24 protein-coding genes, 1 tRNA gene and 2 riboswitches are annotated in these 24,491 nt (G+C 66.7%); of the genes, 9 read left to right on the top strand and 16 right to left on the bottom strand.

The window, feature by feature from the left end; all coding sequences use genetic code 11:
* Positions 1 to 29 precede the first annotated feature (29 nt).
* From VFL64_RS06760 to uvrC, 7 genes are all read right to left on the bottom strand, one after another.
* Positions 30 to 1,937: a SurA N-terminal domain-containing protein gene (locus VFL64_RS06760; RefSeq protein ID WP_489539613.1), complete on the bottom strand. Its 1,908-nt coding sequence runs from the start codon at positions 1,935 to 1,937 to the stop codon at positions 30 to 32.
* A gap of 151 nt (positions 1,938 to 2,088) precedes the next feature.
* Positions 2,089 to 2,164: transfer RNA gene (locus VFL64_RS06755), tRNA-Val, on the bottom strand.
* Positions 2,165 to 2,174: 10 nt separating this feature from the next.
* Positions 2,175 to 2,447, bottom strand: a complete 273-nt coding sequence (locus VFL64_RS06750; protein ID WP_047485758.1) for an HU family DNA-binding protein — start codon at positions 2,445 to 2,447, stop codon at positions 2,175 to 2,177.
* A 215-nt stretch (positions 2,448 to 2,662) separates the two neighbouring features.
* The gene (locus tag VFL64_RS06745; protein ID WP_489539612.1) at positions 2,663 to 3,526 is read right to left on the bottom strand and encodes a DMT family transporter; all 864 of its coding nucleotides are present in this window, start codon (positions 3,524 to 3,526) and stop codon (positions 2,663 to 2,665) included.
* A gap of 42 nt (positions 3,527 to 3,568) precedes the next feature.
* Positions 3,569 to 4,135 carry a CDP-diacylglycerol--glycerol-3-phosphate 3-phosphatidyltransferase gene (gene pgsA, locus VFL64_RS06740; RefSeq protein WP_489539611.1) on the bottom strand — a complete coding sequence of 189 codons (567 nt, stop codon included), beginning with the start codon at positions 4,133 to 4,135 and terminating at the stop codon, positions 3,569 to 3,571.
* A gap of 60 nt (positions 4,136 to 4,195) precedes the next feature.
* Positions 4,196 to 4,645, bottom strand: a complete 450-nt coding sequence (locus tag VFL64_RS06735; RefSeq protein WP_489539610.1) for a hypothetical protein — start codon at positions 4,643 to 4,645, stop codon at positions 4,196 to 4,198.
* A 22-nt stretch (positions 4,646 to 4,667) separates the two neighbouring features.
* The gene (gene uvrC, locus VFL64_RS06730; protein ID WP_489539609.1) at positions 4,668 to 6,578 is read right to left on the bottom strand and encodes an excinuclease ABC subunit UvrC; all 1,911 of its coding nucleotides are present in this window, start codon (positions 6,576 to 6,578) and stop codon (positions 4,668 to 4,670) included.
* A gap of 34 nt (positions 6,579 to 6,612) precedes the next feature.
* On the opposite strand from uvrC, the gene earP reads away from it, so the two are divergent.
* The 4 genes from earP (at position 6,613) to mnmC (ending at position 11,238) form a co-directional block, all read left to right on the top strand.
* On the top strand, positions 6,613 to 7,623 hold the full coding sequence (gene earP / locus VFL64_RS06725) for an elongation factor P maturation arginine rhamnosyltransferase EarP (RefSeq protein WP_489539608.1): 1,011 nt from the start codon (positions 6,613 to 6,615) through the stop codon (positions 7,621 to 7,623).
* 97 nt (positions 7,624 to 7,720) lie between these two features.
* A complete protein-coding gene (gene efp / locus VFL64_RS06720) occupies positions 7,721 to 8,275 on the top strand; it encodes an elongation factor P (protein ID WP_489539607.1) in 555 nt (184 codons plus the stop codon).
* 69 nt (positions 8,276 to 8,344) lie between these two features.
* Positions 8,345 to 9,283, top strand: coding sequence for a heme-dependent oxidative N-demethylase subunit alpha family protein (locus tag VFL64_RS06715; protein WP_489539606.1), 939 nt, complete (start codon positions 8,345 to 8,347; stop codon positions 9,281 to 9,283).
* The gene (gene mnmC / locus VFL64_RS06710) at positions 9,280 to 11,238 is read left to right on the top strand and encodes a bifunctional tRNA (5-methylaminomethyl-2-thiouridine)(34)-methyltransferase MnmC2/FAD-dependent 5-carboxymethylaminomethyl-2-thiouridine(34) oxidoreductase MnmC1 (RefSeq protein WP_489539605.1); all 1,959 of its coding nucleotides are present in this window, start codon (positions 9,280 to 9,282) and stop codon (positions 11,236 to 11,238) included. The genes VFL64_RS06715 and mnmC overlap by 4 nt, the downstream gene beginning before the upstream one ends.
* Here mnmC and VFL64_RS06705 read toward each other — a convergent pair.
* The 3 genes from VFL64_RS06705 to rpiA form a co-directional block, all read right to left on the bottom strand.
* Positions 11,174 to 12,406 (bottom strand): PGAP1-like alpha/beta domain-containing protein, encoded by a 1,233-nt coding sequence (locus tag VFL64_RS06705; RefSeq protein ID WP_489539604.1) that lies wholly within the window; start codon positions 12,404 to 12,406, stop codon positions 11,174 to 11,176. The genes mnmC and VFL64_RS06705 overlap by 65 nt on opposite strands.
* A 25-nt stretch (positions 12,407 to 12,431) precedes the next feature.
* A complete protein-coding gene (locus tag VFL64_RS06700; RefSeq protein WP_489539603.1) occupies positions 12,432 to 12,605 on the bottom strand; it encodes a hypothetical protein in 174 nt (57 codons plus the stop codon).
* A gap of 84 nt (positions 12,606 to 12,689) precedes the next feature.
* Complete coding sequence (gene rpiA / locus VFL64_RS06695) at positions 12,690 to 13,349, bottom strand: ribose-5-phosphate isomerase RpiA (protein WP_489539602.1); 660 nt, start codon at positions 13,347 to 13,349, stop codon at positions 12,690 to 12,692.
* Positions 13,350 to 13,413: 64 nt separating this feature from the next.
* On the opposite strand from rpiA, the gene VFL64_RS06690 reads away from it, so the two are divergent.
* A complete protein-coding gene (locus tag VFL64_RS06690) occupies positions 13,414 to 14,457 on the top strand; it encodes a quinone-dependent dihydroorotate dehydrogenase (RefSeq protein WP_489539601.1) in 1,044 nt (347 codons plus the stop codon).
* 1 nt (position 14,458) lies between these two features.
* Here VFL64_RS06690 and VFL64_RS06685 read toward each other — a convergent pair whose 3' ends face one another.
* A complete protein-coding gene (locus VFL64_RS06685; protein WP_489539600.1) occupies positions 14,459 to 15,100 on the bottom strand; it encodes a 3-oxoacid CoA-transferase subunit B in 642 nt (213 codons plus the stop codon).
* 11 nt (positions 15,101 to 15,111) lie between these two features.
* Complete coding sequence (locus VFL64_RS06680; protein WP_489539599.1) at positions 15,112 to 15,813, bottom strand: CoA transferase subunit A; 702 nt, start codon at positions 15,811 to 15,813, stop codon at positions 15,112 to 15,114.
* A 115-nt stretch (positions 15,814 to 15,928) separates the two neighbouring features.
* Here VFL64_RS06680 and VFL64_RS06675 point away from each other — a divergent pair, with 115 nt between their 5' ends.
* On the top strand, positions 15,929 to 16,492 hold the full coding sequence (locus tag VFL64_RS06675) for a helix-turn-helix transcriptional regulator (RefSeq protein ID WP_489539598.1): 564 nt from the start codon (positions 15,929 to 15,931) through the stop codon (positions 16,490 to 16,492).
* On the opposite strand, the gene VFL64_RS06670 is transcribed toward VFL64_RS06675, so the two are convergent.
* The 4 genes from VFL64_RS06670 to VFL64_RS06655 are packed head-to-tail and all read right to left on the bottom strand — an operon-like array spanning position 16,482 to position 20,743.
* Positions 16,482 to 18,854 carry an ATP-binding protein gene (locus tag VFL64_RS06670; protein ID WP_489539597.1) on the bottom strand — a complete coding sequence of 791 codons (2,373 nt, stop codon included), beginning with the start codon at positions 18,852 to 18,854 and terminating at the stop codon, positions 16,482 to 16,484. The two genes, VFL64_RS06675 and VFL64_RS06670, sit on opposite strands and share 11 nt — an antisense overlap.
* Positions 18,855 to 18,866: 12 nt before the next feature.
* The gene (locus VFL64_RS06665) at positions 18,867 to 19,286 is read right to left on the bottom strand and encodes an acyl-CoA thioesterase (RefSeq protein WP_489539596.1); all 420 of its coding nucleotides are present in this window, start codon (positions 19,284 to 19,286) and stop codon (positions 18,867 to 18,869) included.
* Between the two features lie 12 nt (positions 19,287 to 19,298).
* The gene (locus VFL64_RS06660; RefSeq protein WP_489539595.1) at positions 19,299 to 19,961 is read right to left on the bottom strand and encodes a YceH family protein; all 663 of its coding nucleotides are present in this window, start codon (positions 19,959 to 19,961) and stop codon (positions 19,299 to 19,301) included.
* Positions 19,961 to 20,743 carry an SDR family oxidoreductase gene (locus VFL64_RS06655; protein WP_489539594.1) on the bottom strand — a complete coding sequence of 261 codons (783 nt, stop codon included), beginning with the start codon at positions 20,741 to 20,743 and terminating at the stop codon, positions 19,961 to 19,963. Before VFL64_RS06655 ends, VFL64_RS06660 begins: the two co-directional genes overlap by 1 nt.
* A 179-nt stretch (positions 20,744 to 20,922) precedes the next feature.
* Between VFL64_RS06655 and VFL64_RS06650 the strand changes: the two genes are divergently transcribed.
* The 3 genes from VFL64_RS06650 (at position 20,923) to gcvH (ending at position 24,451) form a co-directional block, all read left to right on the top strand.
* Positions 20,923 to 22,608 carry an electron transfer flavoprotein-ubiquinone oxidoreductase gene (locus VFL64_RS06650; protein WP_489539593.1) on the top strand — a complete coding sequence of 562 codons (1,686 nt, stop codon included), beginning with the start codon at positions 20,923 to 20,925 and terminating at the stop codon, positions 22,606 to 22,608.
* 19 nt (positions 22,609 to 22,627) lie between these two features.
* Positions 22,628 to 22,730, top strand: a riboswitch (glycine riboswitch).
* Positions 22,731 to 22,740: 10 nt separating this feature from the next.
* Positions 22,741 to 22,852: riboswitch (glycine riboswitch) on the top strand.
* Positions 22,853 to 22,912: 60 nt separating this feature from the next.
* A complete protein-coding gene (gene gcvT, locus VFL64_RS06645) occupies positions 22,913 to 24,034 on the top strand; it encodes a glycine cleavage system aminomethyltransferase GcvT (RefSeq protein ID WP_489539592.1) in 1,122 nt (373 codons plus the stop codon).
* Positions 24,035 to 24,076: 42 nt separating this feature from the next.
* Entirely contained in the window at positions 24,077 to 24,451 is a 375-nt protein-coding gene (gene gcvH, locus VFL64_RS06640; RefSeq protein WP_489539591.1) for a glycine cleavage system protein GcvH, read from the top strand.
* Positions 24,452 to 24,491 lie beyond the last annotated feature (40 nt).

Raw genomic sequence — 24,491 nt, 5'->3', positions numbered from 1 at the left:
CGCATTATAGCGGAGGAACCCGCCTTGCTTTATTTCTCTGAGCTACCGTCCCCAGATGAAGGCATATGCACCTCCACCTTGAAGCGCGACTTCAGTGCTGCGTAGTAAGCCTGCGCCTCAGCGCTTGCCCAGCTTTGCGTGTACTGGGCCGAGGCCCGCACCGGATCGGCCGCCGCGGGATCGCGCCCCAGCACCTTCAGGACGCGAACCACCGCATAGCCCTGGTCACCCAACTCGACACCAGCCACGCCAGGCAGCGATGTGGCAGGTGCCTTCAGTGCGGCATCGACCACCGGGCGCGGCAGGTCCTTGGCCTGCGCGCGCGATATCGTCTGCGCCGGTGTCCCGAGGTCCGTGGCAGGTGCCTGGCGTAGCGCCGCCAAGCGCGCCTCGCCTTCCTTGCGGGCCAGCGCGGCCGCTTGCGCAGCGATCACCCTCTCGCGCACACGGGCGCGCACCTCAGCCAGCGGCGGCGTTGCCGCCGGGCTGTACTCGGCGATGCGCGCCGACACCAAGGTGTTGGGCGCCGTCTCGATGGCCTCGGTGTTGCGCTTGTTGCGCAGTGCATCCGCACCGAAGAGAGCCTCCAGCAGCTTGGGCGATGCCAGCGGGCCACGGGCATCGGCAGCCGGGGCGCGGGTCACGCCCTTGGCGGTCTGTAACTCGAGCTTGAGCTTGTCGACCGCGGGCTTGAGGCTGTCCGCCTGTTCGTAGACCAGGTTGCTGAACTCGGAAGCCGCCTTGGCATATTCAACCTGGGCCATCTGCTTCTTGCGCAAGGCTTCGATCTCGGCACGAGCGCTTTCATAGCTACGCTTCTCGCCGCCGCGCACGCCTTTGAGCTGAAGAATGTAGAAACCTTCCTTGGTTTCCGTGACAGCGCTCAGGTCACCCGGCTTCTTCAACGCGAACAGGGCATCTTCGTACGCCTTGTCGGTGTCGCCTCGTCCGATGAAGATATCAACCTCGCCGCCTTTGTCGGCCGAGCCGGCATCCTGCGAGTTCTTGCGCGCCACGTCGGCAAACGCATTGGGGTTCTTGGTGAGCTCAGCCAGCAGGGTGTCTGCTTTGGCACGTGCGCCTTGCCCTGCCTTGATCAGGATGTGGCTGGCGCGGCGCTCTTCGGCCACCGTGAAGTTCTTCTCGTTCTCGGTGTAGTACTTCTTGAGTTCGTCCTCGGGCACCTTGATGCCCTTCATGATGGATTCAAGGTCGAGCACCACGTACTCGATGTCGGCCTTTTCCTGCGTCAGGAATTCAGCCGCGTGCGCCGGATCCTTGTAGTAAGCCTCGATGTCGGCATCGCTCGGGTTCACCTTGCCGAGGTAGTCCTTGGCATCGAAGCGCTGCACCTGCACTTCGCGCTGCTGGAACACCGCGTCCAGCGCAGCGGATGCCGATGCGGCCGGAGCGAGCGCGGTACCTACGATCCCAGCTTGGACCTGGCGCATCACCAGCTCTTCACGCTTGAGCTTGTCGAAGCCTTGCTTGCTCAGCCCCTGTTGGGCCAGCGCTTGTTCGAGTGCCGTGATGTCCAGGCTGCCATCAGGCCGGCGGAAGCTGTCGAACTGGCGGTCGGTCTGGTACTCGCGCAGCAGGCGGTCGTCGGTCGTCACATAGCCGGCCTTCTCGCCGGCGGTGAGCAGCACCTGCTCGCGCACCAAACCATCGAGCGTGTTGCGCTTCGCCTGCGGCGTGTCAAAGAGCTTCACGTCGACACCGGGCATCTGCGCACGCAGCATGTCGACCTGGCGGCGATGTGCCGCATCGAGTTCCGCCTGAGTGATCTTGCGCTGCCCCACCGTGGCGACCGTCGCGTTGGCGCCATCGGAGAACCGGCTGTAGCCCTGGATCCCGAAGAACACAAACGACGGGAAGATCAGGAGCACGAGAACGAACTGCAGGATGCGCGTGTGCTTGCGGACAAAATCAAACATCGATGACCTCGATCGTTGGGTCGCGGAACGTGGAACAACAGAGCACCCCAGATGCAACAAAGGCGAACCGAGGTTCGCCTTTGCGGGGTGGACACTAACAATTTTAGCCGATGGCTCCGAGCCTCTTTTCTAAGCGCGCCCGGTGTCTGGCTGGTGGGTGCTGAGGGGCTCGAACCCCCGACCTACGCCTTGTAAGGGCGCCGCTCTACCAACTGAGCTAAGCACCCGAGAACCTAATCAGTTGACCGCGTCCTTGAGGGCCTTGCCGGGGCGGAACTTGGGCACCTTGGCTGCCTTGATCTTGATCGTGGCACCGGTGCGCGGGTTGCGGCCGGCACGTGCTGCACGCTTGCTCACGCTGAAGGTGCCGAAGCCCACCAGCGAAACGCTGTTGTTCTTCTTGAGCGTTGATTTCACACCGCCAATCAGGGCTTCCAGCGCGCGGGTGGCAGCTGCCTTGGAAATGTCAGCCTGTTTGGCAATGTGTTCAATCAATTCGGATTTGTTCACGAAGGTACCCCCTCAAAAAAGGTGTCTCGAAAAATTCAGTGTGGATGATCTGGGCCGCGTCTCAGGTGGTTGCAGCGGCTCAATTGATTACAGCCGCACGCCCACCCAGTGTCAAGCGCGGAAGCGGATTCTATGCGTAATCAACTGCATCACCAGGGCGCTACGCCGCGTGCTTCCTCGCTTGACAAGCCTTGGTGTCGCGCCTAACTCGAGCTTCATGCCGCCGCAGCTGCGGGCTTTCCCTCGGTGCGCACGACCATCGAGACACCGACGGCCGTGAGCGCCATGCCGATCAGCATCAACGGAGTCAAGGGCTCTCGAAACAGCAGCCATGCCATCAGCGCCGTGGTCGGCGGCACGAGATAGAGAAGGCTGGTGACCTGCGTTGCTGCACCGCGCTGAATCAACAGATAGAGCAACGAGCTTCCGCCCAGGGTGAGCCCGATCACCGACCACGCCATGGCACCAAGGAAGTGCGAATGCAGCACGATGTGCTCGGGTTCCAGCAGCGCCAGCGGCAAACTGACTGCGAAAGCGGCTATCAACTGCACGGTGTTCGCTGTGCGCACATCGCAGGGCGCGACGAAGCGCTTCTGGTAAAGCGTACCCGCCGTGATGCAGAGCAGGGCGAACAACGCCAGAGAGAGGTTCCAGGCAGACAACTCACCGCCCCCCAGTTTGCGCCACACCACCAACAGCAAGCCGCCCAGGCCAAGCAGCAGGCCCACCCATTGCTGCCGAGACACGCGCGCGCCGGCCACGCCGCTCAGCCACACCGCCGTGAGCACAGGCTGCAGGCCGACGAGCAACGCGATCGTGCCTGCGCCCATGCCGTCCTTCACAGCGGCCCAGACCCCACCGAGATAGCCCGCGTGCATCAGAACTCCGCTCACGCACAAGTGAACCCACTGCACACGTGACCGCGGCCATTCGGCGCGGCTGAGCGCGATCCAGACCCCGAAGCACAGCACCGACAGCGCATAACGAATGCTCAGAAAGGTAATCGGCGGCGCGTAGGGCATGCCGTAGCGCGCCACGATGAACCCCGTGCTCCAGATCAGCACGAACACCGCAGGCATGGCGCGCAGCAGTGCGCCCCGTTGAGACGAGGTCACGCGTGGCTACCGAGCCTTGGCTCGGATCTCGGGCAGTGCCTTCTGCAGGTAGTAAACCATCGACCAGATGGTCAGCACGGCAGCGATGTAGATGAGCACGGTGCCGAACAAGTGGGTGTCGATCAACCCGAAGAGCTTGCCGTTGTAGAGGAGGAAGGGAATGGCGATCATCTGAACCGTTGTCTTGAGCTTGCCCAGCATGTGCACGGCCACGCTGCGCGAAGCACCGATCTGCGCCATCCACTCGCGCAGGGCCGAGATGGCGATCTCGCGCCCGATGATGACGAGCGCCACCAGAGCGCCCACCCGGTCGAGCTGCACCAGGATGAGCAGCGAAGCACAGACCAGGAACTTGTCGGCCACAGGGTCGAGAAACGCGCCGAATGAGGATGTCTGGTTGAGCTTGCGCGCAAGGTAGCCATCGGCCCAGTCGGTCAGTGCGACCACGACGAAGAGGATGGTCGCCACCAGGTTCTTGGTGGGCTCATGCCCGTCGAGGTAAAAGATGCCGACGATCAGTGGAATCGCGACGATGCGCGCCCAGGTCAGCAGGGTGGGCAGATTGAAAAACATGCGGGCATTGTGCCGAAGTTGCCCGCTGGAGCCGGGCGTGCGTTCAATCACCCCGGCCGATCACAGTGCATCGAGCGTGCGCGGCTTGAAGCGCTTGTCGTCGTTGAAGAGAAAGACTTCGGTGAACTTCCAGGGCTTGGGCAGCTTCGACACATCGCCGAACGGCGCAGCACGTTTGACCGCATCGATGGCCATCTGCAAGGTCTCGGGTGCCTGGCCGGGGCGGCGCATCACCTCGATGCGCTTGATGCTGCCGTCGGCATTGAGCTCGACCTCGAGCACCGGGATGGCCAGCAACACCTGCTGCGGCGCACCGGTATAAACACCGTTGGGGTTGGCCTCGACGATTCGTCGCGCAGCCTGGATCTTGAAGTCGGTCCAGTTCTTGGTCGCCGCCGGAGCAGCCAGCTTGGTCGAAGGCCCGGCAGCCGTGGGCGCAGTCGGCGCCGAAGGCGAACTGCCACAACCGGCCAGCGCCAGGGGTAACGCCCCCCAGGCAAACCAACGCATGCCACGCTTCAGCGACCGGGTGTCAGTGCAATGCACGGTAGATCTCCTCCGCGAGTTCTCTGGAAATTCCATCCACGCTGGCGAGGTCTTCCACGCTCGCATGGCCCACGCCGCGAGCCCCTCCGAAGCGCTGCAAAAGTTTCGCACGTTTCTTCGGGCCGATGCCCGGGATGTCTTCGAGCAAGCTGCCTCCCGTGCGCACGCTCGCGCGCCGCGCACGCATGCCGGTGATGGCGAAGCGGTGGGCCTCGTCGCGGATCTGGGCCACCAGCATCAGGGCCGCCGAATCGTGTCCGAGGTAGACCTTGTCGCGCCCGTCGGCGAACACCAGTTCTTCCAGGCCGACCTTGCGGCCCTCGCCTTTTTCCACGCCCACGATCAGGCTCAAGTCGAGGCCGAGTTCTTCGAACACCTCGCGCGCCATGCTGACCTGGCCCTTGCCACCGTCGACCAGCACCAGGTCCGGCAGCCGCCCGTCGCCCGCCTGTGCCGCGGCGGCGAGCTTGCTGTAGCGGCGCGTGAGCACCTGGCGCATGGCGGCGTAGTCGTCACCCCCGGTGACGCCTTCGATGTTGTAGCGGCGGTACTGCGAGCTCTGCATCTTGTGGCCTTCGAACACGACGCAGGATGCCTGTGTCGACTCGCCTGCGGTATGGCTGATGTCGAAACACTCGATGCGAAAGGTGTCGAGGCTCTCCACGCCCAGATCGAGCGCGTCCACCAGGGCGCGCGTGCGGGCCTGCTGCGAACCCTCTTCCGACAGCAGCCGCGTGAGCTTGATGTCGGCGCCCTGGATGCACATGTCGAGCCAGGCACGGCGCGCATCGCGCGGCTGATGTTGTGCCGACACCTTGATGCCGCTGTGCAACGAGAGCGCTTCGACCAGCGCCTTGTCGACCGCATGGCTCAACACCAGCAGGGGCGGCACGGCACTTTCCAGATAGTGCTGCGCGATGAACGCCTCCAGCACCTGCACTTCGGGTGACGAGCGTTCTTCCTCTTCTTCCAGGTCGACCGTGGTGCCGTCGTCCACGTGGCTTGGGAAATACGGCCGATCGCCCAAGTGGCGGCCACCGCGCACCATGGCGAGGTTCACGCAGGCACGGCCGCCCTGCACCTTCACCGCCAGGATGTCGGCGTCCTTGGTGGTGACGCCGGTGTTGTCCTCGACCGATTGCTGGTGCAGCACCTTGTTGAGTGCACCCAACTGGTTGCGGATCTCGGCGGCCTGCTCGAACTCCAGCGCGTCGGCATGGGCCATCATCTGCGTCTGCAGGGTGTCCATCACCTCCTGCTGCTCGCCCAGCAGGAAGCGCTCGGCGTTGGCCACATCGCGCGCATAGTCGTCGGCGCCGATGTACTGCACACACGGCCCCGAGCAGCGCTTGATCTGGTACAGCAGGCAGGGCCGCGTGCGGTTGTTGAAGACCGTGTCTTCGCAGGTGCGCAGCTTGAACACCTTCTGCAGCAGCTGGATCGACTCCTTCACCGCCCAGGCGCTCGGGTAGGGCCCGAAGTAGCGGTGCTTGCGGTCGACAGACCCGCGGTAGTACGCCATGCGCGGGAACGCATGCGACGCGATCTTGAGATAGGGGTAGCTCTTGTCGTCGCGGAACAGGATGTTGTAGCGCGGGTTGAGCGTCTTGATGAGGTTGTTCTCGAGGAGCAGCGCCTCGGCCTCGGAGCGCACCACCGTCGTCTCCATGCGCACGATCTTGCTGACCATGTGGCCGATGCGCGTGCCGCCGTGGTTCTTGTGGAAGTAGCTCGACACGCGCTTCTTCAGATCGCGCGCCTTGCCCACGTACAGCACGGCGTCCTGCGCGTCGAAGTAGCGGTAGACGCCGGGCAGTCCGGGCAACGCCGCCACTTCGGCCAGCAGCCGCTCGCGCTGAGGGTCTGGCAGCTCGTCGGTGGAGAGAGGTTCGCTCATCGGAGCCGGATTGTGCCGCCTCGATAATCCACGCATGCAGTGGGATGTGTTCTGTCGCGTGGTCGACAACTTTGGCGACATCGGCGTGTGCTGGCGGCTTGCTGCCGACCTGGCGTCGCGCGGCGAACTGGTGCGACTGTGGGTCGACGATCCTTCGGCCCTTGCGTGGATGGCACCGACCGGGGCGCCCAATCTCGCAGTCCGGCCCTGGGATGAAGCTTCACTCGACGTCACCCCTGGCGACGTGGTGATCGAGGCTTTTGGCTGCGAGCTGCCTGCCCGCTTCGTCGAACGCATGGCGCACGTCCGGCCCGTGTGGATCAACCTCGAGTACCTGAGTGCCGAAAGCTACGTGGAGCGCAGCCACCGGCTGCCCTCACCCCAGTTCAGCGAGCCGGGCCGCGGGCTCACCAAACACTTCTTCTACCCTGGCTTCACCCCCGCCACGGGCGGACTGATCCGCGAGCCCGGCTTGATGCAGGCCCGGCAGTTGTTCAACCGAGAAGTCTGGCTGCACGAACACGGCATCGACCTGCGTGAAGGCGAGCGCCTGGTCAGCCTGTTCAGCTACGACAACCCTGCGCAGGCCAACATGCTTCGCGCCCTGGGCAGCACCCCCACCCTGCTGCTGCTGACACCCGGCGTGGCCGCGCCGCGCGCGTTGCCCGCCAACATGCGCAGCCAGCGCCTGCCCTACTTGACCCAGGTCAACTACGACCGCTTGCTGTGGAGCTGCGACCTCAACTTCGTGCGCGGCGAAGACTCCTTCGTGCGCGCCCAGTGGGCCGGCCAGCCATTCGTCTGGCAGATCTATCCCCAGGCCGACCAGGCCCACGCCGCCAAGCTGGCTGCCTTCCTCGACAAACTGCCCGCGCTGCCCGGCCTGCGCGAACTGTGGCGTGGCTGGAATGGCCTCGGCGCCATGCCGGAGCAGTTGCCCCCGCTGCCGGCCTGGCAATCGCTGTGCGAAGCCTGGCGTGACAAGTTGGTCGGGCAAGTGGACTTGACGACCCAACTCATGGGCTTCGTTACCGAATCACGCTAAAATAACGGGCTTTGCGCGTTCTGGTGCACGACTGTCCGGTGCGCGCTACCCACAGTTCTCGCTGCTCTTGCAGGAGAGCACGCACACGGAAATCGCTATGAAGATTGCTCAAGAAATTCGCGCCGGCAACGTGATCATGCACGGCAAGGATCCGATGGTCGTCCTGAAGACCGAATACAGCCGCGGTGGCCGCAATGCCGCCACCGTGCGCATGAAGCTCAAGAGCCTGCTCAACAACTCGGGCACCGAAGTCGTCTTCAAGGCCGACGACAAGATGGACCAGATCATTCTGGACAAGAAGGAGTGCACCTACTCCTACTTCGCCGACCCGATGTACGCATTCATGGACGCCGAGTACAACCAGTTCGAGGTCGAGGCCGAGAACATGGGCGACGCCATCCAGTACCTGGAAGACCAGATGCCCGTCGAAGTGGTGTTCTACGACGGCAAGGCCATCTCGGTCGAACTGCCGACCAGCCTGGTGCGCGAAGTCACCTATACCGAGCCGGCCGTCAAGGGCGACACCTCGGGCAAGGTCATGAAGCCGGCCAAGCTGGCCACGGGCTTCGAGATCGCTGTGCCGCTGTTCGTCGAGACCGGCGACAAGATCGAAATCGACACCCGCACACACGAGTACCGCAAGCGCGTCTAAGGCCTCCCGGCCGCACGCAAGCTGGGCCCGCTTTGCGGGCCCTTCTCTTTTGTGGGCATGATCCGCGGCATGGCTTTCGACTTCGCCAGCATCTCCGTCCCGTTTCGCATGCAGCCCGGCCTGCGCCGGCTGGCACCCGGCGCCCCGCAGCTCACACCCAATGCCCCCGGCGACCGCGCCTTGCGCGAGAAGCTCGCTGTGCTCGGCGCCTATGCACCGCAGGCCTTGTTGAGCACACCGGGCTTCGACGCCGCGCCGGCCCTGCTGGCGCTCAGCCGGAAAGCGGCCGACGAGCACCCTTCGGCCTGGTCGCACGATGCGAGCAGCCAAGTGCACGCGCACTGGCTCGGCTGGTCGCTGCAAGGCCCCGAGGTGCGCCAGCACAACGACACGCTGCCCGAGGTCGGCACCTGCCTGCGCGCGCTGCCGCCCGAATGGCGCCTGCCCGCCTTGCTGTGCCTGGCCTTCGCCGAAGACTTTGCCGTCATCGACGGCCAGACCGCCCACATTCCGTGGCTGGCGGTATGCCTGCCTTCCGGCTGGGCACCCGAGGAGAAGATCGGCCGCCACTTCGCGCACGTGCACGCACCGGTGGCCGACAACCAGTTGCTCGTGACGGCCGGCGAGCACCTGGCCCGTCTCGTCACCGGCGACGACCGCTGGGAACGCTTCGTGTGGACCATCACGCGACACCCTCGGTTGCATGCCCACCCCAACCGCAAGGACAGCGGCCCCTGGCCGGCCGACGCCACGCCCGACGAGGTGGCACACGGCGCGTTCTTTCGCACCGAGCGCCAGACCTTCATCCCGCTGCCATCGCTGCGGCAAGCGGTGTTCACCATCCACGTCGAGTTGCAGCCGCTGGCCCAGGCGCTGGCGAACCCAGCGCAGGCCAAGTCGGTACACGACGCGCTCGCCAGCATGAGCCCTGCAGTGCTGGCCTACCGCGGGCTGGCCGACGCCCGTGACAGGCTGCTGGCCTGGCTGGCCAGCCGCAGCGGCGCATGAACACGCGGCCCATCGTTCCGGCAACCCTGAGCTTTGACAGCGACGGCCTGCCCTACTCGCCGGACTACCAGGACGTCTACCACCCGCTGGCCGGCGCGTTTGCGCAGGCACAGCATGTGTTCCTCGCGGGCAATGGGCTGCCGCAGCGTTGGCAGGCGCGCGAGCGCTTCGTCGTGCTGGAAACGGGCTTCGGCCTGGGCAACAACTTCCTCGCCACCTGGCAAGCCTGGCGGGAGGATCCCGACCGCAGCCAGCGGCTGGTGTTCATCTCCATCGAGCAAAGCCCGTTCAGCGCCGACGACCTGCGCCGCGCCCACGCCCACTCGCCAGCTGCACCGCTGGCCGACGAACTGATCGCCGCCTGGCCACCCCTGACCCACAACCTGCACACACTGTCGTTCGAGGGCGGACGGGTGCAGCTGCTGCTGGCGCTGGGTGATGTGCGCAGCTGGTTGCCCGAACTGGTCGCGCAGGTCGACGCGTTCTACCTCGACGGGTTCGCCCCTGCGCGCAACCCGCAGATGTGGCAAGCGCAGCTGTTCAAGGCCCTGGCCCGGCTGGCCGCGCCACACGCCACGCTCGCCACCTGGACCGCCGCCAGCAGCGTGCGCGAGGGCTTGCGCGCCGCCGGCTTCGAGGCACGCAAGGCACCGGGCCGCGGCGGCAAGCGCGACATCACCCTGGCCGACTACGCACCGGCCTTCGCGCCGCGCGGTGCGCCGTCACGGCGCCCACCCGCTTTCGAGCGACACCGTGCACTCGTCGTCGGTGCCGGCCTGGCCGGCTGCGCCACGGCTGCGGCGCTGGCAGAGCTCGGCTGGCACAGCGTCGTCTTCGACCGCCAGGCCCAGCCTGCGCTAGAGACCTCGGGCAACCCGGGTGGCCTCTTCCACGGCATCGTGAATGCACAGGACGGCACCCATGCCCGCTTCAATCGTGCTGCCGCGCTCCACGCCCAGCGCAGCGTGAGCCGCGCCCTGCACAGCGGTGCAGTCAGCGGTGCGGTGCAAGGCCTGCTGCGGCTCGAAGAGGCCCCTGTCGACGCGATGCGCGACACCCTCGCCCGCCTCGGCATGCCCGCCGACTACGTGCGCGCGCTGTCGCCGGCCGAGGCCAGCGACTTGTGCGGCCTGCGCCTCGCGCAGTCGGCTTGGTTCTACCCGGGCGGCGGTTGGGTTCAGCCAGCTGCCCTGGCGCGCCACTGGCTGGCGGAGGCCGCACCCTCAGCCAGCTTCCGCGGCCACACCGAAGTCGCGCGCCTGCAGCAAGCCGGCACCGCTTGGCAGGCACTGGATGCGCAAGGCCATGTCATCGACGAGGCCGACGTGGTGGTGCTGGCCAACGCTGGCGATGCGCTGCGCCTGCTCGGCCACGCGGCCTGGCCCCTCGCACCGGTGCGCGGCCAGATCAGCATGAGCGACAGCGCCGGGCTGCCACGCACCGCGTTGCCCATCGCCGGCGCGGGCTACCTCTTGCCGGAGTCAAACGGCTTCACGCTCTTTGGCGCAACCTCGCAGCCGGCCGACATGGACGGCAGCGTGCGAGACATCGACCACACCGCCAACCTGGCGCAGCTGGCTCGCCTGCTCGGCGAACCCGTCGATGTCGCGCCCGGCGCACTGCGCGGGCGCACCGGCTGGCGCTGGTCCGTACCCGACCGCCTGCCCGTGATCGGCGCGGTGCCCGATCCAGCAGCCCTCGCCATCGGCCGGCCCCTCGACCAGCCCCGCTTCGTCCCGCGTATCGCAGGGCTCTACGTGTTCACCGCCCTGGGGTCGCGGGGCATCACCTGGTCTGCGCTGGGCGCTCAGGCTCTGGCGGCATTGATCAGCGGCGCGCCCTGCCCCATCGAGGCCAGTCTGCTTGACGCCATCGACCCGGCGCGCTTCATCAGCCGGGCGGTGCGGCGGGCTGCAACCAATCCCGAATCAACGCATAAACCCGCGGGTGATTGAGCAAGGCCATGTGGCCCAGGCCGGCCAGCTCGGCGCGTTGCACGTCGCCGCCGAGACTGGCATCTGACGCGCTGGCGGTGGTCACCAGGCCGTCGCCAACCACCGAGCCCAGCACCGGGCCGAGGATGGTGTTGGATTCGTCGGCCACGCTGCCGGCGACCAGGCGTAGCGCCGGGCCCTTTGCCGCGCGCTTCTTGCCGCGCAGGCCGTGACGCAAGTCCTTGACGCCGCGGCTGCGCGCGCCGGCAATGTCCGCCAGGGGCTGCGTCACGTTCGTCAGGCTGAGCGCCACCGCCACGAAGTGGCCCAGCTTCTCAAGCGGCGCACCCTGGTGCGGCGAACCGAGGCAGATCACCGTGCGCACGTGGTTGCGCCATGTGGCCGAGGCCTCGTCGGGCAGCTCGCAGGCACGGCGTGCCACCAGGCCGCCCATGCTGTGGCCGACAAGCGCGATCTCGCGCACCTGCGGCGCCGACTCGGCCAGGCGTGTCAGCAAGGCCGACAGCTGGTGGGCGTTGTCGTCGATTGCCAGCCCGGTGTTGTAGCGCAGGTAGAGGGGGCTGAGGTTCAGCTCGGCCGCGAGCACGCTGCCGTAGTTCGTGCCCAGGTGTTCCCAGGGCGCGCCACGCCACGCCTCGGTGAAAAGCGACCAGCTTTGCTCGTCGCAAGCCAGACCATGGATGAACACGCACACGCGCTCGTTCAGCGCAGACAGTTCAGCTTGCGTCAGCGCCAGCGGCTGGCCATGCGCGTACAAGCCCATCTGCACGGCCAGGGGGCTGCCGGCCTGCGCCAGCGCATCGCCTGCGGCGGCATTGAGGGCACTGCGGAACGCCAGCTCGCGGCCGGCAGGCTGGCGGGCCGGGTCGAGCAGAAAGCGCTCGGCCTCGCCGGCCAGCGACATCAGCGCGCCCGCGCCGTGCCGAACGGCGGCGTACACGCCGGTGGTGATCGCATCGTGGGTGCCTTGCACCAGGCGCGCCGGGATCGAGAGGCCGGGCACGCTCTGCAGTGCGTCGAAGGTCTTGCCGGAGATCGCGTTGTGCATCTCCTGCACGCGCGTGGTGGTGGCCTGAAGGCCCGCCTTGAACACCGGCGCGTAGGTCGCTTGCCGGGTGGGGGGCGCTGTCGCCCCGTCGTCGTGTTCAGGCTTGCGGCGCTTGGGCATGGCGGGCGCCGGGAGTCCGAGCGTCTCAGCTCTCGCTGGGAGGCGTCGGCGAAGCGTCTTGCTCGGGGGGCTCGCCGTCTTCCTGGGCAGGCTCACCGCCGGCTTTGCGCTCGGCCTTTTCCTTCAGCTTTTCTTCCTTCTTCTTCTTCTTGGCCAGTTCACGCTGGCGCTTTTCGAACGAGTAGTTTGGTTTGGCCATGGGCCGTCCTTCCTGTGAGCTGAGTGAACGCTGGGCGACAGGGCCGAGGGTACGCGCTTTTCGGCCTGCACTGGGCGGCGCGGCTCAGAAAGTGAGCGTCTTCACGCCCTGCGATGTGCCGAGCAGACACACGCTGGCCTTGTTGCGCGCGAAGATGCCCACGCTCACCACGCCGGGCCACTGGTTGATCTCGCGCTCCATGCCGGCCGGGTCGGTAATGGCCAGGCCGCGCACGTCGAGGATGTGGCAGCCGTTGTCGGTCACGACCCCGGCACGCAGCTGCGCATCGCCCCCCAGGCCGCGCAGGCGCCGCGCGATCTGTGCCGCGGCCATCGGGATCACCTCTACCGGCAGCGGGAAGGTGCCGAGCGTCTTCACGAGCTTGGATTCGTCGGCGATGCAGATGAAACGCTCGGCCTTGTCGGCGACGATCTTCTCGCGCGTGAGCGCGGCGCCACCGCCCTTGATCATGTTCCCGCCGTGGTCGATCTCGTCGGCGCCGTCGATGTAGACGGGGATGCTCTCCACGGTGTTGCTGTCGAGCACCGCAATGCCATGGGCGCGCAGCCGCTCGCTGCTCTTCTCGCTGCTGGACACCGCCCCGGCGATGCGGTCCTTCATGCCGGCCAGTGCGTCGATGAAGCAGTTGACAGTGGAGCCGGTGCCGACGCCCACCACGCTGCCGGGCACCACGTAGGCCAGTGCGGCCTGGCCCACCAGGGCCTTGAGTTCGTCTTGAGTCATGGGTTTGCGTGTGCGTTTGAGAGAATGCAGGGATTATCCAAGAGCCTCTCCCCGCGTCCACCGCATGCCTCTCGTCCCCTACGCCCTCACCCGCCCTTTCCTGTTCGGCCTCGACCCCGAGCAAGCCCACGAACTCACGCTCGGCGCCCTGGCGCGCATCCAGCACACGCCGCTGATCTGCGCTGTGTCGCAGACGCCGGTCGACGACCCGCTCACGCTGGCCGGCCTGCGCTTTCGCAACCGCGTGGGCCTGGCCGCCGGACTGGACAAGAACGGCCGCGTGATCGACGCGTTCGGTGCCATGGGCTTCGGCTTCGTCGAGGTGGGCACGGTCACGCCCAAGGCGCAACCGGGCAACCCCAAGCCGCGCATGTTCCGCCTGCCCGAGGCGCAGGGGCTGATCAACCGCCTGGGCTTCAACAACGAGGGGCTCGATGCCTTCATCGCCAACGTCAAGCGCAGCCGCTTCCGCCAGTCGGGCGGCATCCTGGGCCTGAACATCGGCAAGAACGCCGCCACGCCGATCGAGCGGGCGGTGGACGACTACCTGATCTGCCTCGACGGCGTCTACCCGCACGCCGATTACGTGACGGTCAACATCTCATCGCCCAACACCAAGAACCTGCGTGAGCTGCAAAGCGACCAGGCGCTCGACGCCCTGCTCTCGGCCGTACAGCAGCGCAAGACCCAGCTCGCCAAGACGCACGGCCGCCAGGTGCCGGTGTTCGTGAAGATCGCGCCCGACCTCGATGAAACGCAGGTTGCGGTGATCGCCGCCACCATCCAGAAGAACGGTATCGACGGCGTGATCGCCACCAACACCACCATTGCACGCGACGCCGTCAAGCACCTGCCGCATGGCGAAGAAGTGGGCGGCCTGTCGGGCGCGCCGGTGCTGGAAGCCAGCAACCGCGTGATCCGCCAGCTGCGCGCCGCGCTGGGCAAGGGCTTCCCCATCATCGGCGTGGGCGGCGTGCTGAGCGGCGCCGACGCGCAATCGAAGCTCGCGGCCGGGGCCGACCTGGTCCAGCTCTACACCGGCTTCATCTACAAAGGACCAGGGCTCGTGACCGAAGCGGCACGAGCCCTGAAGTCTCAGCGCGGCTGAATCAGTAGCGCAGCGGAACGCCCGTCTTGGACTGGAGCTCCTCGCGGGTCACGCCGCTGGCGAGCTCCACCACCTTCAGGCCTTGCGGCGTCACGTCCATCACCGCGAGGTCGGTGATGATGCGGTTGACCACGCCCACGCCGGTGAGCGGCAGCGTGCAACTGGGCAGGATCTTGAGGTCGGTGGAACCGTCCTTCTTCTTGGCCACGTGCTCCATCACGACCAGCACGCGCGGCACGCCGCCCACGAGGTCCATGGCGCCGCCCATGCCCTTGACCATCTTGCCGGGGATCATCCAGTTGGCCAGGTCGCCCTTCTCGCTCACCTGCATGGCGCCGAGGATCGCGAGGTTGATCTTGCCGCCGCGGATCATGGCAAAGCTGTCGTGCGAGCCGAAGATGCTGGTGCCGGGGATGGTGGTCACGGTCTGCTTGCCGGCGTTGATGAGGTCGGCGTCGACCTCGTCGTCGGTCGGGAAGGGGCCGATGCCCAGCATGCCGTTCTCGCTCTGCAGCCAGACCTCGATGTTCTTGGGTACGTGGTTGGCGACGAGCGTCGGGATGCCGATGCCGAGATTCACGTAATAGCCGTCCTTCAGCTCGGAGGCGGCCTTCGCGGCCATTTCGTCTTGGGTCCAGGGCATGTTGTTCTCCTTCAGGCGGCCGGGCGGGTGGTGCGCTTCTCGATGCGCTTCTCGGGCGATGCGTTCACCACGATGCGGTGCACGTAGATGCCAGGCAGGTGGACGGCGTCGGGATCGATCTCACCGGTCTCGACGACCTTCTCCACCTCGACCACGGTGAGCTTGCCGGCCATCGCGCAGGCCGGGTTGAAGTTGCGCGCGGTGCGGCGGAACACGAGGTTGCCGCTCTTGTCGGCGATGTGCGCCTTGACCAGGGCCACGTCGGGCACCAGGGCTCGCTCCATCACGTAGAGCTGGCCGTCGAACTCGCGCGTCTCCTTGCCTTCGGCCACCATGGTGCCAACACCGGTGCGGGTGAAAAAGGCCGGGATGCCGGCGCCGCCGGCGCGCAGCTTCTCGGCCAGCGTGCCCTGGGGCGTGAACTCCAGCTCCAGTTCACCGGCCAAGTATTGGCGCTCGAACTCCTTGTTCTCGCCCACGTAGCTGGAGATCATCTTCTTGATCTGGCGCGTCTCGAGCAGCTGGCCGAGGCCGAAGCCGTCGACACCGGCGTTGTTGGAGATCACGCTCAGGTTCTTGACGCCGCTGTCGCGCAGCGCAGCAATCAGCGCTTCCGGGATGCCGCACAAGCCGAAGCCGCCCACGGCCATCAGCTGGCCATCCTTGACGATGCCTTTCAGCGCCTCGGCGGCACTGGGGTACACCTTATTCATTGCTGTCTCCTGCGAGGGTAAATTGCAGCCCGGAAGCGTACTACGTAACGCGTTAAGTAGACGTTACGTAGATTTGACTAGCAACATACCCGCGCAGCCCAACCACACCCTGCCTATGACCCTCAGCGCCGACGACTACCGCACCGCCTTCGACCTCGCGCCGATCGGCATGGTGCTGTCGCGCAACCGCCTCATGCTCGACTGCAACCAGCAGCTGCTCGACATGTTCGGTGCCTCCAAGGAGCAGCTGCTCGGCCAGTCGTTCGAGATGCTCTACCCCACGCACGAAGAGTTCGAGCGCACCGGCCAGCGCATCGCTGCCAGCCTCAACGCCAGCGGCTGGTACGCCGACGAGCGCGTGATGAAGCGCGTGGACGGCCCCCAGCGCGGCGAGCTGTTCTGGTGCCATGTGTCGGGCCGCTCGCTCGACCCGACGCAGCCGCATGCAGCCGGCATCTGGTCGTTCGAAGACCTGTCATCGGTGCGCCAGCTCAAGGCCGAGCTCACCGCACGCGAGCGCGAGATCGCCGCGCTGCTGATCGACGGCCTGACCAGCAAGCTGATCGGCAAGAAGCTGGGCATCAGCCCTCGCACCGTCGACGTCTACCGCGCCCGCCTGATGCGCAAGTACGCGGCCTCGACCACGCCAGACCTGGTGCACAAGCTGCTCAGCGCCTGAGTTCCAGAGGCACGCGCACCACGAAGGTCGCGCCCAGCCCCGGCGTGCTGTGCGCCGTGAGACTGCCGTGCATCGCCATCACGATCTGGCGCGAAATCGCGAGCCCCAGACCCGCACCATGGCGCAGCCGCTGCCCTTCGGCGCCCTGCGCATAGGGTTCGAAGACGCGCTCGATCTCCTCGGCCGACATGCCCGGCCCGTTGTCGGCCACGGTGATCTCGAACTCGCGTGGCGTGGCGGGCTCGCCGTCGTCGACCCAGCACCCGCGGATGCTCACCTGCCCCTGGGAGGTGAACTTCACCGCGTTGTGCAGCAGGTTGCTCACCACCTGCTGCAGGCGCGGCCCGTCGACGAGCACCGTCTCGTCGCCCGCTTCGCAACGCGCGTCGAAGGCAATGCCCTTCTGGTGGGCTGCCAGCTGGCCGGGCGCGACCAGGCGCGTCCAGAGGGAGGACAGGCTTTGCGCCTCGGGCTGGAGTTCGATCGGCTTGGCCAGCGTCTGCTCGAAAGCCAGCGTGGTCTCGAACACCTGGCTCAGGCCGCGCAGCGACTCGGCCATGGCATCGAGCAAGGTTGCCTGAAAAGCCGGGTCGGGATGGCTCTTGGCCATCGCTGCACCGCTGGCCACCGCGCCCAAGGTGCCGCGCAACTCGTGCGACAGGTACGACAGGAAGCGGCCACGCGAGGCGGCCGCGTCCTCCGCCAGGCGGCGGCCACGCGCCTCGATCTCGCGCGCCTCGGCCATCTTGCGCCGGCTGTGCCAGAGCAGGCCCATGCCCACGAGCAAGGCCAGCAGCAAAGGCCCACCCCAGGCAATGAGCTTGCGCCAGGCCACGCCGGGTTGCACCTCCACCACCAGCCAGCGCTGGGCGATCGCGCTCGACTCGGCGTCGCTCACCGCGTCGAGCCCCTTGCGCAGGATCTGCTTGAGCTCGCCCTGCCCCGGGCGTACGCCGAAGTAGAGCTCGCTGTCGCCGCCCGCCACGGTGCCGGTGATGCGCAGCATGCCGCCGAAGCGCCGCTCGATCAGCTCGTTGACGACCTTGAGGTTGCCCAGCGCCACATCGGCCGCGCCCTCGGCCACGGCCGCGAGCGCCTGGTCCTGGCGGTCGAACTCCACCAGCCGGATGCCGGGGTGGCGCGCCATCAACTCGGGGATCAGAAAGTGCTGCCTCAGCAGCGCCACCTTGCGCACGCCGAACTCGCGTGTCTCGGTGAGAAGGCTGGTGTCGTCGTCGCGCATGACGATGGCGGTCGGCACGCGCGAGAACGGCCCGACGAACTCGTAGTCGAGACGGCGCTGCGGTGTGCGCACGAGGCCCACGATCACGTCGATCTCACCGGCCAGCCCCTTGGCATAAACGTCGGCGAACGCGCCACCCACCTCGCTCTGGATCGCCAGACCCGTCTTGCGCGTCACCAAACGCAGGTAGTCGATCCCCAGCCCCTGCGGCTCGGCCAGGTCGCCAGCGCGTGTGATGGGCGAGAAGTCGGCATCGAAGCCCACACGGATGCGGCCGTAGCGGCCGACCCATTCCCGCTCGGCCGGGGTGAGCGCCGCGGCCTCGCCGCTTGGCGCGGCCAGCGCGCTGGCCGGCAACCAGCGCGCCACCAGTGCCGAGCGGTCGGCGGCCGTTACCGAGTCGATGGCACGGGCCAGCACGCCGCGCAGCGCCGTGGCATCACGCCGCACCATGGGGCCGATGGGCACGCTGCCCGGGCCGAGGTTGCGGCGGATCACGAGGTTGGCCAGGAACAGCTTCTCCACGTGGTAGACCACCACCTGCTGATAACCCACAAACAGATCGGCATTGCCCGAGGCCACGGCACGCAGCGCCTCGTCGGCATTGGCGAACAAGGCCACCTTGGCGGCGGGGAAGCGTGTGGCCAGCAAGGCTGCGGCGGGCGAGCCTTCGACCGCCGCCACGCGGTAGCGGCCGAAGCTGTCGTTGGGCGAGATGTCGGGCAGGTCGCGCCGCGCCACCAGCACCTGGTCGGCGGCAAACACCGGCAGGTTGAGCAAGGCATTGCCTGCCTGGGGCAGGGCGTAGGGGATCATGTCGATCTCCCCGGCGAGCAGGGCGCGCACGGCTTCGTCGTTGTTGTCGAAGCGGCGGATGTCCACCGACATGCCCAGCCGCTCGGCCCACAGGTCGACCATGCCGATCACGAAGCCGTGTGGCCGCGCCGGTGCCGCAGGAACGAAGTAGTACGGTGGGTACTCGCGCGACACGCCCAGTCGCAGCTGCGGATGCGTCTGCACCCAGGCGCGCTCCAGCGGCGACAACTCGAGCCCCAGCGCGAACACGACCCCGGCCCAGGCCAGAAGAGTCAGGCTGAGCAGGCTGCGCAAGAACCGCATGGCGCTCGGGGGTCAGGCGATCAGCTCACGCAGCCGCGACGGGAACGGCATCGACTTCTGCTGCGGGAAGTTCACCCACACGATGGTGGCGCCGCCCGCGGCGCTGATCACCCCAGGTTGGTCGGCACGCTCCAGCGTGGTGAAGCTGTCGAAGCTGCTGCGGCCCAGGTTGGCCGCGTAGGTCTTGGCGACGATCTCGCCCGGGTATTCGAGCTGGATCAGGAAGTTGCAGAAGGCGTTGATGATCACGAAGCCTTCGCCGCCCGGGTCGGGCTGGAAGCCCGCGCCGTTCAGCCACTCGATGCGCGCCGTCTCCAGGTAGCGGAAGTAGCTGACGTTGTTGACATGGCCCATGGCGTCCATGTCACCCCACCGGATCGGGATGCGCATCTCATGGACCAGGCGTTTCTCATCCGGTATCTCGATGCGCATTGCGCCACTCCCTCAGGTTTTGCTCACACCCAATTCAGCGTACAGCCTGTCGACCAGCGCGCGCAACTCGTCGAGCTCGCGTTGCATGTTCAGCTGTTGTGATTTGAGTGCGGCCAGTTCGCTCGTGGCGACGAAGTCCTCCGATTGCGCCGCCACCGGCAGGCTGGCCACGTCGACTGCACCGCACAGCAGGTGCGTCCAGCGCGGCTCGCGCGCGCCGGGAGCCCGGGGCAGCTTGAGCACCAGCGGACCGCCCTTCTCTTCGCTGCGCTCCGCGAGCTCTTCGAGGAACGCTTCCACCGACGACACGTCGGCAAACCGATGCAGCCGGTCGCAGTTGGCGCGCAGCTCCGAGCTGGTCTGCGGGCCGCGCAGCATCAGCACCGCGAGCAAGGCCACCGACTGCGAAGGCAAGGCCATCGCACGGCCCATGTTGTGCTCGTAGCGAATCACCCGCGAGCCGCTCGACTCGAAGACCAGGTGCAGGCTCTTGAGTGCATCGGCAGCGCCCTGCACCTCGGAGTCGGTCGCGTTCATTACCGGGTCGCGCGTGGTCTTCTGGTTGCAGCCCGACACCAGGGAGTTCAGCGACAGCGGGTAGCTGTCGGGCACGGTATGGGCCTTCTCGATCAGGACACCGAGAACCCGCGCCTCCAGCAATGACAACTCACGCATCAGACCGCAAAACCGTCGTCGGCCTGGATCACTGCGCCATTCACGAAGTGGCTCTCGTTCGAGCACAGCATCATCAGCACCACGTCCAGATCCTGCGGCTGGCCAACGCGCTTGCGCGGCAGCATGGCGATGAGCTTCTGGCCCTGGTCGGTCTTCCAGTGGTGGTGGTTGATCTCGGTGTCGATGTAGCCGGGGCAGATCGCGTTCACGTTGATGCCGTACTTGCCCCACTCCAAGGCCATGGCGCGGGTCATGTGCACCACCGCCGCCTTGCTCATGCAGTACACGCCGATCTGTCCCAGCACCTTGAGGCCGGCCATCGAAGCGATGTTGACGATGCGCCCGCCGGTGAAGGTGCCCGGCGCCGCGCCCTTGGCGCGCGCCAGCATGCGCTTGCCCACCTCCTGGGCCACGAAGAAAGCGCCTTTGGTGTTGGTGTCCATCACGTAGTCGTAGTCTTCGGGCGTCACGTCGGTGAGCTTCTGCGTGGTGCTCACGCCCGAGTTGTTCACCAGGATGTCGATGGTGCCCATCTCGGTCTCGGCGTGGGCCACGGCCGACTTGATGCTGTCGTGGTCGGTCACGTCGAGCGTGACCACGTGGGCATCGCCGCCCGCCGCCTCGATCTCTGCACGCAGCGCCTTCAGACGCTCGATGCGCCGGCCAGCCAGCACCACCGCGGCCCCCGCACCCGCAAGCGTCTTGGCGAACTGCGTGCCCAAACCACTCGATGCACCGGTGACCAGGGCCACGCGGCCCGACAGATCGATGGTGTAGCCCATGTCGTTCTCCTCAGCGTCTTTACAACAAAGTGGCGATGAAGATATCACGCGCATTCGGCGCGTCGCACACCTCGTGGACTGCAGAGCGAAACAGAAACGAACGATCGTTCTATTCGAGCTTCTTGCCAATTAGAATGCGCGGTAATCGTCCATCCAAGCGTTCTATCCAAGGAGACTGCATGACCCCCGCCGAAATTCTGGCCCAGTACGGCCCCCGCGAAGCCATGGAGTACGACGTCGTCGTCGTCGGTGGCGGCCCGGCTGGCCTTGCCACGGCGATCCGCCTGAAGCAGCTTGCAGCCGAACACAGCAAGGAGATCTCGGTGGTGGTGCTCGAGAAGGGCTCCGAGCCCGGCGCCCACACCCTGAGCGGCGCCGTGATGGACCCGAAGGCTCTGACCGAGCTGCTGCCCAACTGGAAGGCCGATGGCGCCCCGCTGAACCAGCCCGTCACCGGCGACAAGCTGTTGTGGCTCACGCAGAACGGCGCCTTCGACACGCCGCAGTTCCTGATCCCCAACTGCTTCCACAACGAAGGCAACTACATCGTCGGCCTGGGCAACGTGGTGCGCTGGCTGGGCCAGCAGGCCGAAGCGCTGGGCGTCGAGATCTTCCCCGGCTTCGCCGCTGCGGAGGTGCTCTACAACGACGATGGCAGCGTCAAGGGCATCGCCACCGGCAACCTCGGCATCGGCAAAGACGGCCAGCCGAACGACAGCTTCCAGCTCGGCATGGAGCTGCATGCCAAGTACACCGTGTTTGCCGAAGGGTCGCGCGGCCATCTGGGCAAGCAACTCATCGCCAAGTACAAGCTCGATGCCGGCAAAGACCCGCAGGCCTACGCCATCGGCGTGAAGGAGCTGTGGGAGATCGACCCGGCCAAGCACAAGGCGGGTCTCGTGATCCACACCGCCGGCTGGCCGATGAAAGACGACACCTACGGTGGCGGCTTCATGTACCACCTCGAAGACAACAAGGTGACGCTGGGCCTGGTGACCGGCCTCAACTACAGCAACCCGTACCTCAGCCCGTTCGAGGAGATGCAGCGCTGGAAGACCCACCCGCGCATCAAGGCCTTCCTCGAAGGCGGCAAGCGCATCAGCTACGGCGCGCGCGCCATCACCACCGGCGGCATCATGAGCCTGCCCAAGGCGGTGTTCCCGGGCGGTGCCCTGGTGGGCTGCGATGCCGGCTACCTCAACGGCGCCCGCATCAAGGGCAGCCATGCCGCGATCAAGAGCGGCATGCTGTGCGCCGAAGCGGCTTTCGCCGCCGTCACGGCCGGCCGCCAGTACGACGAGCTCACCGACTACCCCGCCGCCTTCGACAAGAGCTGGCTGCGCGCCGAGCTGGAAGCCTCGCGCAACTTCAAGAGCTGGTTCAAGTTCGGCAACATCTTCGGTGGCCTGATGGTCGGCATCGAGCACTGGCTCTTGCCGCGCCTGGGGTTCAAAGCACCGCCCTGGTCGTTCCACCGCACCAAGGCTGACCACCTGTACCTCAAGCCCGCGGCCGAGTGCGAGCAGATCAGCTACCCCAAGCCCGATGGCAAGCTCACCTTCGATCGCCTGGGCAGCGTCTTCGTGAGCAACACCAACCACGAAGAGCACCAGCCGGCCCACCTGACGCTGAAGGATGCGTCCGTGCCGGTGGCCATCAACCTCGCCAAGTACGCCGGCCCCGAAGCGCGCTACTGCCCGGCCGGCGTGTACGAGTTCGTGAAGAACGCCGACAACACCGACCGCCTGCAGATCAACGCGCAGAACTGCGTGCACTGCAAGACCTGCGACATCAAGGACCCGACGCAGAACATCGTCTGGGTCACCCCCGAAGGCGGTGGCGGCCCCAACTATTCCGGGATGTGACCAACGGGGAGAGCTACACTCCCCAAAGCCAGGAGAGAGCTTCCCCGTGAAGCCGCCGAAGGCGCAGGGCCGCGCAGAGATGCACGGCTCGAACGCTCAGGCAAAAGGACTGGCACACGCCATGGAAACATGGCGTTCCTCGCTGGAGAGAGGCCCACCCCGAGTGGGCCCACCGAAGGGGCAAGTGCACGGCCGTTGATCGGCCCGCACCAATCTCTCAGGTAGAGCGGACAGTGAGGGCATTGCGGCATTCGCCACGCAGGTGGAGGATGCTCGCGCCACAACAATGCCCTCGGAGAACGCCATGTCCGCCAACGCCCCCCTGCTGAGCACCCCGCTGTACGCGCTGCACCTCGAACTCGGCGCCAAGATGGTGCCGTTCGCCGGCTACGACATGCCGGTCAACTACCCCGGCGGCATCATCGCGGAGCACAAGCACTGCCGCGAGTCGGCCGCGCTGTTCGACGTCTCCCACATGGGCCAGCTGCGGCTGGTCGGTGCCGACGCCGCCAAGGCGCTTGAGACGCTGGTGCCGGTCGACGTGGTCGACCTCGCGGTTGGCAAGCAGCGCTACGCGCTCTTCACCAACGCCAACGGCGGCATCCTCGACGACCTGATGATCACCCGCCGCGCGGACGACCTCTTCCTCGTCGTCAACGCCGCCTGCAAGGCCGCCGACATCCGCCACCTGGTCACCCACATCGGCCACCGCTGCACGGTGCAGCCACTGCCCGACCAGGCCCTGCTGGCCTTGCAAGGCCCCAAGGCGGTGGCCGCGCTGCGCCGCCTCAACCCCGAGGTCGCCAGCCTCACCTTCATGACCGGCATGCACGCCCACATCGCGGGCGCCGACTGCTTCGTCACCCGTTCCGGCTACACCGGCGAAGACGGCTTCGAGATCTCGGTGCCGGCCGACAAGGCCGAAGCGCTGGCCCGCGCGCTGCTGGCGCTGCCCGAGGTCAAGCCGGCTGGCCTGGGGGCACGCGACACGCTGCGCCTGGAAGCCGGCCTGTGCCTCTACGGCCACGACATCAACGAGAACACCACGCCGGTCGAGGCCGGTCTCACCTGGGCCATCCAGAAGGTGCGCCGCCCCGGCGGTGCCCGTGCCGGCGGCTACCCCGGCGCACGCGTCATCGAGGCGGAGCTCGCCAGCGGGCCCAGCCACAAGCGGGTGGGCTTGCTGGGCCTGGAACGCGTGCCGGTGCGCGAGGGCGCCGTCATCACCGACGCCAAGGGCCACAAGCTGGGCCAGGTGACCAGCGGCACGCTGTCGCCCACCGTCAACCACCCCATCGCCATGGCCTACCTCGCCGGCAACCACGCGCTGCCGCACCACGAGGTGTATGCCGACGTGCGCGGCAAGGCGCAGCCCATGCGCGTGACCGCCATGCCCTTTACGCCCCACCGCTACCACCGCGGCTGAGATCACCCCCTTTTCATCCCCATTCAAACCAGGAGCCTTCCCATGACGACCATGTACACCCCCGACCACGAGTGGATCAACATCGAAGACCACGAGGCCGCCACCGTGGGCATCACCCAGCATGCGCAAGATGCGCTGGGCGATGTGGTCTTCGTCGATCTGCCCGAGGTCGGCCGCAGCTTCAAGAAGGGCGACGTGGCGGGCGTGGTCGAGTCCGTGAAGGCCGCGGCCGACCTGTACATGCCGGTCAGCGGCGAAGTCGTCGAGGTGAACGAAGCCCTGCGCGCCGACCCGGCCCTGGCCAACACCGACCCGCTGGGCAACGGCTGGTTCTTCAAGGTGCGCGTGGCCGACATGGCCGAGTTCGAGCACCTGCTCGACGCCCCGGCCTACGACGAACTCGTCAAGAACGCCTGATCCCTCCTTCTTTGCCCCACGCCCCGCAGGAACCGACGAC

The sequence above is a fragment of the Rhizobacter sp. genome, assembly GCF_035702065.1.
GTDB lineage: Bacteria > Pseudomonadota > Gammaproteobacteria > Burkholderiales > Burkholderiaceae_C > Rhizobacter.
The sequence above is the reverse complement of the archived record's forward strand: the minus strand, read 5'-3'. Positions and strand labels throughout refer to the sequence as shown.